This window comes from Pseudoalteromonas sp. S2721, from assembly GCF_005887425.1.
Lineage (GTDB): Bacteria > Pseudomonadota > Gammaproteobacteria > Enterobacterales > Alteromonadaceae > Pseudoalteromonas > Pseudoalteromonas simplex.
In genome coordinates, this window is record NZ_PNCZ01000063.1 from 24,484 (window position 1) to 37,549 (window position 13,066).

Here is a 13,066-nt window from a genome sequence, read left to right on the forward strand (position 1 = left end):
GATCTTTGCAAGCTAATATTTGATTATATTAAACTTAGAAAGATGCATTACAACTGATAAAAAATAAAAAACCATTAGCCTTACTAGATAAAATATAAAATGCGTATAAAGTATAAATCTAAAAAATATAATAACTAGGTAAAAGCAACCAAGTTTCTGCACTTAACACATCTCTACTATAAAAATTATAAATTTTAGAAACCACATAAAAAAGTGGAATAACAGCAACTATCAATCTAGATACAACCCCAACATTCGCTTTTTTTAAGAAAGAAAACAAATCAGGTATAACAAAAGCAAAGAAAAGCATATAAATAAAGTTAAATCTATATGCTATTGGAATTGCGAAATAAAGAGGGATTATAAAGACCATCGTGGGCATCAATTTTAGAATAGTATCTGAAACCCTATTAACAACAACGTCTTTTTTAAGAAAAACATAATATATAAAAGACAAATATATAGCATATATATAATTAAAACCAGAGAAGCCTTCGCTTTCTTTAGAGATATAATGCCCGTAATCAACACTAACGAGTATAGCTTTAAAAACTTCAACTATAAAAAAAGAATTGGCGATAACAAATAGATAAAGCAAAACAAATAGCGATTTACTTTTTGTTTTACTCAGGACATAATAATATATTATAAATACAAGCCCCCAAAGACAAACCATTTGTATCAGTGACGATAACAATGTAACAAGTATAGCTTTTTTATAATTATTTTTTGAAAGAAAGTAGACAACAAAGAAAAGTATAAACACACCCATCATCATTCTTGATAGGTTAAAGCTAATAATTAAAAATAAAGCTATTAAGAAATAAGACAGGATACCTGATACATTCTTAGATATTTCTCTGGTAATTAACCTATATAAAATTAACATTATTAAAAAATAAAAAAATTGAAATATCTGATAGTTGTCAAATATAGCTCTAAAAAACCAAACTAATGTCGCATAACCCTTCTCATACCTTTGTTGCGACAAAGCTTCGCTAAAATTATATGAAAGCCCATCAAATACTGCTTTATATGTATCAGCATCAATTCCCCCATATCCATCTTGTATTAGTCGCCACCCATAAAGTGACGAGAGAAAAAAACTCATGATACAAATAAAAATAAATGCAACGACTTTTAATTCATTTGAGTTAATTCTAGTCAAAAAAATATCGTATAAGTAAAATGATATTGTTATAACTATGGGAAATAAAATGTAAGAAACCATAAATTTAAAACAACCTAATTTAGGTAAATTTCATTGAGCTTTTTTATATTATATCTAACACTCAATGGAGAAGTATCAAGTCGATTCCTACATTCAATAATACTAGTAACATCAGGTTTTCTTAAGTTTTCTATTGCACTTTTAAAGTCGTTAACTCCATTTATACTTCTGTAATCAATGTAATTAGACAGCGTATGTTGTTCAGACAACGTATTTGAGACAACTAGAGCTTTCCCATAATACTGGGCTTCAAGAGCAACCATAGCCAAGCCTTCATGAAGGGAAGGAAGAATTACGTAATCGAATCCATCAAGCATTAACTCCTTAACGTCGTCCCTTAACCCGAGGAAAGTAACAACATCCGATATATTCAATGATTTTACTTTTTCTTTTATTGAAGGTAATAACTCACCATCTCCAACTAGTTTAAATTTATATTTACCAGGGTACTCATCTTCTAGATTTTTAGCTAAATCACAAATGAATGTATGGTTTTTTTGTTTAGAAAAACTACCTACATGCCCAATTACTATATGGCCCACATTCTTATCAACTTTTACGGGCAGTGGAGCAGACAATCTCAAACCACAAGGTAATATATTCACTTTTTTTGAAGCAGGAAAGAGTGATACTGCTGCCTTATCACTAACAGCTATTTTTTTATTCGCAAATACCTGCAATAATAACTTGCAAACTATAAAATAAATTTTCTTTTTTAAATTAACATCCTTGTATTCTTCACGCTTATCATTGTGGCTTTGAGCAACTCTAACTTTCACTCCAGCTAAAAATGCCACAAACATTACAATGCCACTAAAATGGTGCACATGAGAATGGACAACATCATACCTACCATTTCTTAACTCTAAAAACAAATCGTATAGGTACTTTATAAAGCTACGTCTCAAATCCATTTTTTTGACATTAACAGATGTATTTTGAGTTTGCTCCTCAAAGAATCCTAAATCTTTACTTTGCAGCAAGAAAGTTAAATCAAAACGCTTGTCCTCACTATTTTCAATTGCAACATCAGTAAGCCACTTTTCAATACCACCTGCGGCTAATGACTTGAAAACATGCGCCACTTTCATCATTTAAATTGCTCCTTCCAACGATTAATATTTTCTTCTGGAATATTAATTGAAGTAGTAAAACTGCTATTTACTGATTTTAGTAAATCGCTTTCTAGGTTCTCACGCAAAACAACGTGAATATTAAAATCTTTTTGTTTCTCGATAGCCCTGTTATCTACACCTAAAATAATAGCCCGTCGACCTTTTTGAAGGGCTCTAATACCTGCATGAAGTCTAGTACCAATAAACTCGAGAGATTCATCACTATCTAAAACAGCATCATATGCATCTAATCTTGGGCTAACTAGAATCACCTTAGAAGTTAATACTGGGTCTAATTTTTTCAAGTAAGCTAGATCTTTGCTTCCTTGCACCCAAAAATAGACCTTCTTGTAATTTAAAAGAAGTAACTTTATCAACTGTGTGTCTTTAACTAAATCTTGCCTATAATCAGTTAAAGTAAAAATCACATTATCAGCTTTATCTGAAGGGATTTCTTTGCAATGCTCTTCATTTAGCCCCCACATAGTTGGACATGATGTGTTAATTACATTTTCAACACCTGCTGACTTGAGCATGTTCATTGAATAACTATCTCTTACAGAGTGTAAAATTCTCTTATCTAATTTATTTCTATAGACCCACTTTGTATAAGCAGTTGGCTTACTTTGATAATTAGACCAACCTACACCCATCAATGTTAAAGGTTCGATCCGTAAAAAATCTAATGGAGAAAAATTCCACTGCTGCGCTGTAAGTAAGTTTGAATTCAATATATTAGAGCCACATATAAAACGATGCGAAGCAACACTAGAACGATTTAAACCTACATTACTAATTCCGTCATGCGTACTAAGGTTTATGAATTGCTTTTCTGGAAAAATTTCTTTGAGCCACTTTTTTGCAGAGTCATTAATAATTTCATCCCCTACATTCATTGTTCCAATACTAGTATCAAAAACAGTTATAGCATCATTAAACTCTGATTTTTTAACGTGTAATTTTGATAAACCTAATCTATTTAATATTTTGTTTCTAATTTTCAAAAAAACATCCTTCTAGTTTTTTTAAATATGCTCATAAAAATAAATGAAGAACTAAACCAAAAAGCTAGCAAAGCAAGCAAAGCTTCTTCTAGGTTAAATGATTCATTAAAGTAAACTACAAAAATAAAGAAGAAAACCAAGCTAAATAAACTTCTAAAAAATGCAAACTTATACAGCTCTTCAACAACCAGCAATCGACCATTGTAAATTGCAATAAAATTAAAAAATACCAAGAAACTAATTAAAAGGCAGTTTTTATAGCTATAAACATATCCAGTTCCAAATATGAAACTTGATATAAAAAAGAAAAATATAAATGTTAAAAGCATACTGAAAAAGGATAAAGCATACATATTTCTGATATACAAACGTTTTTGGCTAAAGTATTTATCAGTGCCATAATTTGATAGTAATGCTTTCAAACCTATCATGGATGAAGCTACAGCAAGCAAAAGAGCTGCTTCAACTACCCTCATAGATAAAGCAAACTGCCCTACCACTTCTAACGAAGAGGATTGTTCAACTTTTAATAACGTAACCTTTGAAACTGAACCTATGATAAGAGTAGAGATAATTAATGGAAAACCATCTTTAAAAATACTTTTTAACACCGTGTAATTTGGAGTACATACAATACCTACCTGCCTAATAAAAACAACTGAATATACAACTGTTAACAGGAGTGCCTCCATTGAGTAGGCTAACGCATACAACTCTATTTTTTCTGAGAAAAAAAACAAAAAAACACGGAAAATGTTAGAGATAGCAATAATGCTAAAGCTGATTTTTATTATTTCCTTATACTTCTCCTCATATAATAACCCTTGATAAGAAAATGATAATACTAAAGAGATTGTAAACGGCAAAAAACAAACAATTAATAAATCAACTCCCTCCCCTGAATATAAAACATAAAGGAAATAGAAAGAAGTCGTAACTAGCACAGGCACTAGTTTAATTAAAAAAAAGCTAAAAAATATGTCTGATTTTTCTTTAGATATAGATATTTTTTTTTGAAAAAGGCCATCGACCCCAGCTAAAGCAAAAACTCCCAGTAAACCTGCAACAGCTAATCCAGCACTATATGCTCCATAATCTTCAGGTCCTAAGTATCGAGCTAAAAATAAAACATATACAGCCCCTGAAGCTACTTTGACATAACGCTCAAGCATTAAAAGAAAAGATATTTTCATAAGTGATGCTAATTCTAATTACCCGGTTTATACTCATAATTATAGTAACCATAATAACCGTAAGCGTTACTTGCTTTTTTTATAACACCATTAAATACAACGCCCTTAACATCAATCCCATTTTGTTCAAAGCGGTTACGCGTTAGCTCAATTTCGCGGGCATGGTTTTGCCCAAAACGGGTTACAAGTAACGTTGTACCTGTGTGGGCACTGACAATTGCAGGGTCTGTTACTGCTAAAATTGGTGGTGTATCTATTATTACAATGTCGTATTTGTCTTTTACCTGTTCTACCAATTTAGTAAAGTTGCTATGCATTAATAACTCAGACGGATTTGGCGGTATTTGGCCACGGGTAATTACATCTAAGTCTTGTACTTGAGATGTTTTAGTTACTTGCTCAAGCGTAAGTCGGCCCGATAATAAATCACTTAAACCATCGTCCCATTTCATACCAAACTGGGTTTGTAAGTAGCCTTTGCGCATATCAGCATCGATGATCAGTACTTTTTTACCACTTTGCGCCAGCACTGTTGCCAAGTTAACTGATATAAACGACTTACCCACACCAGGGCTTGGGCCAGATATTGCAATAATATTATTTTTTGCTTCCATCATCGCAAAGTGCAAGCTTGTACGAAGGCTACGTAGCGCTTCTATCGATAAATCAGCTGGGTTATCAACCGCGAGTATTGATTTTGGTTTATCTTTACTCTTACGGGCACGGCTAAAACCGGTAAGCTTATCTTGGTAATCTGAGTAAGGTACGCTAGCGTAAACTGGCAAGCCTAAAGCTTCAATTTCGTTAGGGTCTTCTACGCCCTTATGGATTGCTTTTTGAATAAGCACTATAGCTACCGCTAACATGCCGCCCAGCATGGTTGCCATTACTACTATTAATGCTTTTTTAGGCTTAACTGGCTTAGAGGTATTTACCTCAGCGTGGTCAATTATGCGTACATTACCAACTGTGCCTGCACGTACAATATCTAGCTCTTGTGTTTTACTTAAAAGAAGTGTGTAAATTTGGTTGCTTACTTCTACATCACGTTTTAAACGAAGTAGCTCTTGTTGTGTTTCTGGCAGGTTACCTACTTCACCCACTAAGTTTTGCTTTTGTTTTTGGACTGCTTCGATTTGCTCAAGTACACCTTGGTAGGTTGGGTGGCTCTCTTTAAATTTGCGGCTTAGCTCAAGGCGTTTTAATTCAAGCTCTTGTAGTTTAGTTTCAAGCTCTACTACTTGCTCAAGCACACCTTGAGTCTCTAAAGTAATGTTGATTGATTGGCGTTTAATTTGGTAGTCATTAAAACGCTGTTCAGCATACTCTAGCTGCTTTTTAACTTCGGGTAGTTGTACTTCTAAAAATTCGAGTGATTTTTGCGCCTCTGCGCTATTACGCTCTACATTTCGGCGCACATAAATTGCCGCTACTTTATCAAGCACTTTTTCGGCAAATTGTGTACTTTCGCTTTGTAAACTCAAGTTTATTATACCTGAGTCTTTACCTTTTTCGCTTGCACCTATAGCAGCTTGTAAGTCTAAAATCGTATTTAAGCGATCTTTACGCACTAATGTAAATTCTGTACCTGCTCGAGCAATTAAACTACGTATAGTTAAGTTAAACTTGCCATTAGTGAGCTCTTCACCCACTTTACCTTGCAAGATTACTTCGTCTTCATCATTTAAAAGGGTAAAGGTTTTATTTTTATCAGTGCCCTCACCTGCAACGAGTGTAAAACCAGCACCAATCGCTGAGCGGGGCACATCAAACCTAAATACGTCAATGCTCTCGCCACCCCAAGCGTAACTCGATGCGCCAAGACTTGGGTCGGCTAAATCGCCTGCTTCCATTGGGGTAAATTTACGAAACGCTCTATTACCAATCACCGGGAATAGTTTAGGTTCAGCTACTATATCAAGTTTTAAAGTATCGACGGCCTCGCCTATCACAGAGCGTGACTTAAGCAGCTCTATTTCGGTTACAGCAGCTGAGGTACTTTCGAACATACCGGCCATATCATCAAAGCCTGGTACTGATGCACCGCCGTCTTCAACTTGGATCATAGCGGTCGCTTGGTAAACAGGTGTTGCAAACACCGCATAAAACACACCCACAGCCATAAATACTGCGGTGACGGCTGCGATAAAATACTTACGGTCGATTAATGCGCCTAATAACGCCATTAAATCGATTTCTTGACTGGTTTGGTCTTGCGTTGTTCTATTTTGTTTATTGTTTGCTGCTAATGCAGTGGGCTGAGCATTCATGTACTAGCCTTTCCTTATAAATACTTTTGCCAAGCGCTACATGCGCTATCGATTAATGCGTAAACATGCTCAAAGGCTTCTTGACTTTGGCGGTAAGGATCAGGGATTTCTTTATCGCCAATCCATTTACCAAGTAAAAATGTTTTGCCGCGAGCTTGAGGGTAACGTGCGCACAAATCGTTAACATGGCGCTGCTCCATCACTAAAATAACGCTATTATTTGCCACCAAATTTGAGTTTATTTGTCTGCCTTGGTGCTCGCTCATATCAATATTATGCGCGTTGGCAATTTGCTTTGCTTGTGCATCGGCAGGTTTACCCTCAAGGGCAGTCAACCCTGCTGATGAAACAGCTACATTTTTACCTTCTAGCTTACTTTTTAATACATATTCGGCAGTAGGGCTTCGGCATATATTACCTGCACAAACTACTAATACAGAATCAAACATACCTTTTCCTAGTTTACAATAGGCGAAATATCATCAACCGTTTCAAAAGTACTTAACGACGGTAATATTAAGCTAATTACGCGATTCCAACGCGCTAGTGGTGCTGACGTTACATATACAATGTCGTGCGGTTCAAGTTCAAATTGTTCGGCAAGCACTAATGCAGCAATATTCTTAGCATGAAGTTGGTATACATCAGCAATTACACCATCAGTGTTTAAGTTGCGTTTGCGAAGAACAAATACACCATTAGCGTCGGCTGTATTTTCGTTTAGGCCACCAGCATCGCTTAATGCTTCTGCTAAATTTAAACCATAGCGATTAACACCCACTGTACCAGCGCGCTTTACATCGCCAAGTACAAACACTTTTTGCATATCATTACGACTTACGTGCACAATATCGCCATGCTGCAATAAGCGGTTTTGCGAAATATCGCCATAGGCATAAAAATCATCTAACTTAATAATTTCTGTTTTATCACCGCGAGTAAATGTTACAGTACGCCAGTCAGCACTTTCTGTTAGGCCGCCGGCTTGGTTTAGAGCATCAATTAAAGTTAATGGGATCTCTGTAACTGGTAATACACCTGGTTTGTTTACTTCGCCTGTTACATAAGCTTTTTGACTTCTAAACCCAACAACTTTTACATCAACCTGTGGCTCTTCAATTACTCGGCTTAGGCGCTTTACAAGCTCTTTATGAACTTGTTGTACTGTTTTACCAGCGGCTTGAATATTAGGTGCATATGCATAGGTAATTGTGCCATCTGCTTGAACACGAAAGCCATCAAACTCAGCTGTACGTTGCACTGCCGCGGGAATGGTTAACTCTGGGTGATCCCAAACACCAATTGTAAGTACATCACCTACACCTAATTTGTACTGATAATTAGATGTATCTATGCCATCTAAACTGGAAGGCGTGAAGTTTTTAACTTGAGATTGCTTTTGTTGATTTATTAAAGAAGAGTCAATGATTTGAATATTAACCTTTTCGAGTTCCTTCTCTACATTATCTACTTGTTCGCCCGACTCGATTCCTTCGAAATGGCTGCCGGGGATGATTGTACAGCCTGTCATTGCTAGTAACGCAAATGACGTCACAATTGTTTTACAGCTAAGCGCCATTGTTATTTCCCAAATAATTTTTCTTAAAACGTCCAGTTTAAATAAAACCATATCTGTTTATTTTTTTGCTGCCTAATTAAAGCATGGCAACTAGATGTTCGCAAGACTGAGTGTTTAGTAAACGCTCACTTGTGACAGTTTTTTGCAAAATAGTTAATAAGTACTTCTTGGCTCATTCACTTAGTACTAGTCTAGAAGTCCTATTTGGATAAACGAGAAACTAAGAAGCTTTAACCTAACAATTTGTATGTTGACTTCTAAGCTGCCTACCAATTAAGGCTTTATCACTAGTTTTCATTAGCACAAAGAGAAGTAAACGAGATTAAATGAGTAAGACAAAACTTCTTTCTTTACTCTTCATCGCAGCGTCTCATAGTCTCTTTGTGCGATTAAATGTCTTTGATGAAGGCGTGAAATTTATTTCGCGTGACATCGCGACATGTTAACAGTAACGCTATGCTTAAGACGCGCCAAGCAAGCGTGTCGCCTATACCTTGTCTAGCCCTTCGGGCACGCTTCCGTTCCAGTTCGTCGCAGAGCTCCTCTCGCTCCAACTTGAAAGCAAAACTATTTGCTTGTCTAGCCCTTCGGGCACGCTTCCGCCCCTAGGTTGCAGTTCCTACGTACTGATTTTATTGTTATTTTTTCATGTTGAAGCACAAAGTCTACACTGTAGGAGGTGTTTTAACGCCGAACATTTTGAGTATGTTCACGGCTAAAGCCGCTCCTACGTATTACCCGTTCTGTAGGAGGTGTTTTAACGCCGAACATCTTGAATATGTTCACGGCTAAAGCCGCTCCTACGTATTACCCGTTCTGTAGGAGTGTTTTAACGCCGAACATTTAAAGCATGTTCACGGCTAAAGCCGTTCCTACGTATTACCCGTTCTGTAAGAGGTGGTTTAACATCGAACATTTAAAGCATGCTCACGGCTAAAGCCGTTCCTACATAAGCGTCGCGCTGGAGCACGATTTATAAACTGATTTCTTTATTTTCTACACTTACGCTTATTTGTTTATTCAGCAAATTAATGAGAAGTATGCTGCGCATATCGCCATCTGGCTCTTGGTAAATAGCCTGTACGTTTTTAAATGACTCTGTATTCAAATAAACAACATCCCCCGTTTTTGGTAACGCAGAAGTTATCTCACACATATCATTCATAGATTTGAGTTGCACAATCAACTGTTCTGAGACAAGCTGAAATTGCTGGCCGTATGTAACAAAGCCACTTATGCCTCGAGTATTTTTTACCGCAGAAAAGTTACAGTTTTTCGTACATAATTTTATGAATATATAATTAGGGAAGAGAGGTGATACTCGAATAGTACGGCGCCCTTTAGCAATGCGCTCTATTTGGTGTTCAGGAATGAAGACTTCAAAACCTTGGTTTTGAAGGTTAATTTTAGCTCTTTGTTCTTGTTTTGATTTACAAAAAAGTAAGTACCAACTTTCCATAGCCACACCTAAAATACTCATGTTCCTTAAAACCAATCCAAAAGGACTGGTTTTTATGAGCCAGCGATTATACGCAGAGAAGTTAGGTGTGTCTATTAGAAACGGATTAAATGTATGATTTATTAATTTGCTGTGCAATTCTGGTATTCTCATCACAGCTGAAGATAAACTTTCTTTTTGGAAGAAAACCCTTGATGCCTAGAAAGGAAATAGCTTTACAATTGTAAACCTCGAACCATAGACTCACTTAGCGTGTTTTTTAAAGCCTTTCATCGCATATACGCCAAAAGTGTAGGTGGCTCTTAATAAGCCAAGCTTTTCTACATCTCTATAAAATCGCCATTGATATGATAAAATTTTAAGTTTATTAGCACTCATACCAACTCCAACACGGTAGCGAGCAAGAGGCTCTCTCAAACAATATGCTGCGGGAACTTCTTTTAAAATATCTAACCATAGCCCCATATCTTGTCGCTTACGAATTAATGGCATATATTTTTTTCCAAGTTGCTCAGCATCGTACATCGCGGTTAAACAACCTATAACATTGCTATACATTAATTTGCTATAAGTTGTACTCTTTGGAGGAGTTACGATCCCAGCTAGTTTATTACCTGAAAATTTTTGGTAACTTGTATAAGTCAAAGCATGATTATTTTTTTGAGCAAACAAAACCTGCTTTTCTAACTTTTTAGGTAGCCAAAGATCATCAGCATCCAGAAAAGCAATATACTTACCCTTTGCATTCTTTATAGAGTTGTTTCTAGCAGCTCCAGCTCCTTGGTTCTGTGGTTGAATAAATAATTTAACCCTAGAGTCAGAATCAGCATATTTTTTAGCAAGAGCAACTGTATTATCTGTTGAGCAATCATCTGTTATTAATAGCTCCCAGTTAGTATAAGTCTGGGCTAGAACCGAGTTTATGCTTTCAGCTAAATACTTCTCTGCATTGAAGGTCGGCATAACAACCGAAACTAAAGGCTTCATTTATTATCTACCTAAACCAAACAAGACCACTTTGATAGTTTTCAAAAAGATCTTCATATCTAAAAAAGTGCTATGATGTTTTATGTAGTGAATATCGTATTTATGCTTCCAGATAGCATCATTTAGCGAAGCGCCATAAGGGTAGCTAACTTGTGCAAGACCTGTTAAACCTGGCTTTACGGCATGACGAAAACGGTAATATTGAATCTCTTGTTCAAGCTCTTTGATAAAAACTTCCCGCTCAGGCCTAGGTCCTACCATCGACATATCCCCTCTTATAACATTAAATAGCTGTGGCAATTCATCGATTCTGGTTTTTCGTATAAAAGCCCCAACCTTTGTTACTCGAGAGTCATTTTCGCTTGCCCATTGTGCTCCGTTTGCTTCAGCATCAACTCGCATAGAGCGAAATTTGACTACATTAAACTCAATATTGTATTGCCCAGTACGAGACTGTCTATATAAAACAGGTCCTTTGGACTCGAGCTTTATTAAAATAGCTGTAATCAAAATTATTGGGGACGTCAAAAAAAGCAGCAGTAAAGCCGACGATAAATCAATAAACCTTTTTGCTCTTTGAGTGCGTTTTGTTGATAAAATTGAAAAAGCTTTTTGGTGTAAAAAGTAACTACTTTTTAATAATGAAACCTCTGTATAGCCAAACCTTTCATCAAGATAACTTACCAATGGCTCAACCCACGCACCTAGCTCAGTTGCTGTTACCAAAAACTCTCTTTGATGGTCAGAAAGGTGAATATTTTCATAATGAGTTATGATTTTTTCATCAAGATTAACTAAAGAGTAATCATTGAAGTGCACTTTAATTTCATAATTTGATAAAACACTTCTAATCGCTTCGACTTGCGCTTCTGGGCAATAAACGTATATTTCACTTGTATTATAAGCATACTTAGGCGCCTTAAAGGGCTTTCCATTTTTTAAATTTTTAATCATTAATAATATTCTATAGAACAAGCTAGAAGAGAAAAGTGTCAAAGTCATTAAGTAAGTAACTCCATGTGCTATATCTATGCTTAGTAGCCTCATTGGCAGTTATGGTTTATTCAACACTAGATGACTACATCAGCGTTGCCACAGCAGTTGTGACACGAGATTACCTATTTAATAAAATTGAAACAAAATACATTTAGTATTCAGTTTAACTATTTATTACGCATAAAAGAAAACCACCCCAAAGCATAAAAACATATCCTTGTAAAAAAAACTGTTACCTAATGTAAAAACTTTTTAAAAAGTGCGACTGCATTCAGCAAAAATTTAAAGAGCGGTATTATACACTAAATTAATATGTTTTAAAGAAAGGGAAAGCTCTACATTTTTTATTTTCTGATGTAAATTCAGGTGAATTGATTAATCAACAACCCAAACATGAAATGAATGGATTAGGCCTATTTCTATAACCGAAAAAAGCCTTTGAGAGATGTAAAAACACAGGTAAATGACTGATAAGCTTTGATTTCTTTATTAATAAGTTTTCGGCCATAAAAAGCAAATAAAATAGGTAGGCCCCACCAGCCAAAGACTCTTTTGAAAATTGCTCCTTTTGAGATATTTGTTAGTGGGTTACTAAAGTCACCTCCAGATGTCACTTCTCTATGAATAGAAGTTACAATAGGTAGATACTGCCCTTTTCCCCCTCTTGATAAAATATCAGCTAAAAAAACGTTCTCCTCTCCAGACTTGTATTTTGCCCCAAGCCCAAATCGAGAATCAAAACCGACTCCTAAGTTTAAAACATTTTGCTTATTGATGATTATTTCTATCGAGCTTACTTTCATAATGCTCAGATTAGAGTGATTAAAAACTTGACCCGAATAGCTCTTTCGCTCCTGAGTTTCATTTATTGCATACTTCGTAGTTATAAAGTCATTACCTGCACTTTCTAGTGCAGAGAAAGCTTCAATTGCGCCTTCAGGCACGACTTCAATATCGTCATCAGCAATCCAAATTAGGTCAGCATTTGAAGATAAAATTCCTAGCATCCTACTTTTAGCCAACCCCCTGTCATTTGAATAAACAATATCGTACGCCTCTGTGTACTCATTCTGTTTTGAGCATTCAGCTATTTCAAATAACTGGCAAACTATAGTTGACCTGATACTTGTAGACTCAAAACATTGCTCGGCAAGCATTTTTGTTTTTTCTAAATTACTAAAAACAGTAGAAATAACTAATTCTCTTTTCATAATACTCTTCATGACTAATTG

The 13,066-nt window shown here is 35.7% G+C and carries 11 protein-coding genes; all 11 read right to left on the reverse strand.

The window, feature by feature from the left end:
* Nucleotides 1-118 precede the first annotated feature (118 nt).
* The 11 genes from CWC02_RS18410 to CWC02_RS18460 all read right to left on the reverse strand — a co-directional run bounded on the left by CWC02_RS18410 (nt 119) and on the right by CWC02_RS18460 (nt 13,045).
* Nucleotides 119-1,168: an EpsG family protein gene (locus CWC02_RS18410; protein WP_171043869.1), complete on the reverse strand. Its 1,050-nt coding sequence runs from the start codon at nt 1,166-1,168 to the stop codon at nt 119-121.
* 77 nt (nt 1,169-1,245) lie between these two features.
* The gene (locus CWC02_RS18415; protein WP_138619709.1) at nt 1,246-2,325 is read right to left on the reverse strand and encodes a glycosyltransferase; all 1,080 of its coding nucleotides are present in this window, start codon (nt 2,323-2,325) and stop codon (nt 1,246-1,248) included.
* A complete protein-coding gene (locus CWC02_RS18420; RefSeq protein ID WP_212751482.1) occupies nt 2,322-3,350 on the reverse strand; it encodes a polysaccharide pyruvyl transferase family protein in 1,029 nt (342 codons plus the stop codon). The genes CWC02_RS18415 and CWC02_RS18420 overlap by 4 nt, the downstream gene beginning before the upstream one ends.
* A complete protein-coding gene (locus CWC02_RS18425) occupies nt 3,347-4,543 on the reverse strand; it encodes an oligosaccharide flippase family protein (protein ID WP_138619710.1) in 1,197 nt (398 codons plus the stop codon). The genes CWC02_RS18420 and CWC02_RS18425 overlap by 4 nt, the downstream gene beginning before the upstream one ends.
* 14 nt (nt 4,544-4,557) lie before the next feature.
* A complete protein-coding gene (locus CWC02_RS18430) occupies nt 4,558-6,813 on the reverse strand; it encodes a polysaccharide biosynthesis tyrosine autokinase (protein ID WP_138619711.1) in 2,256 nt (751 codons plus the stop codon).
* A 14-nt stretch (nt 6,814-6,827) separates the two neighbouring features.
* Nucleotides 6,828-7,262: a low molecular weight protein-tyrosine-phosphatase gene (locus CWC02_RS18435; RefSeq protein ID WP_138619712.1), complete on the reverse strand. Its 435-nt coding sequence runs from the start codon at nt 7,260-7,262 to the stop codon at nt 6,828-6,830.
* A gap of 8 nt (nt 7,263-7,270) precedes the next feature.
* Nucleotides 7,271-8,392 (reverse strand): polysaccharide export protein, encoded by a 1,122-nt coding sequence (locus CWC02_RS18440; RefSeq protein WP_138619713.1) that lies wholly within the window; start codon nt 8,390-8,392, stop codon nt 7,271-7,273.
* Nucleotides 8,393-9,365: 973 nt separating this feature from the next.
* Nucleotides 9,366-9,851: a transcription/translation regulatory transformer protein RfaH gene (rfaH, locus tag CWC02_RS18445; RefSeq protein WP_138619731.1), complete on the reverse strand. Its 486-nt coding sequence runs from the start codon at nt 9,849-9,851 to the stop codon at nt 9,366-9,368.
* A gap of 243 nt (nt 9,852-10,094) precedes the next feature.
* A complete protein-coding gene (locus tag CWC02_RS18450; protein ID WP_138619714.1) occupies nt 10,095-10,838 on the reverse strand; it encodes a glycosyltransferase family 2 protein in 744 nt (247 codons plus the stop codon).
* A 3-nt stretch (nt 10,839-10,841) separates the two neighbouring features.
* Complete coding sequence (locus tag CWC02_RS18455; protein WP_171043870.1) at nt 10,842-11,792, reverse strand: exopolysaccharide biosynthesis polyprenyl glycosylphosphotransferase; 951 nt, start codon at nt 11,790-11,792, stop codon at nt 10,842-10,844.
* 461 nt (nt 11,793-12,253) lie between these two features.
* A complete protein-coding gene (locus tag CWC02_RS18460) occupies nt 12,254-13,045 on the reverse strand; it encodes a glycosyltransferase family protein (RefSeq protein ID WP_138619716.1) in 792 nt (263 codons plus the stop codon).
* Between the last annotated feature and the right edge of the window lie 21 nt (nt 13,046-13,066).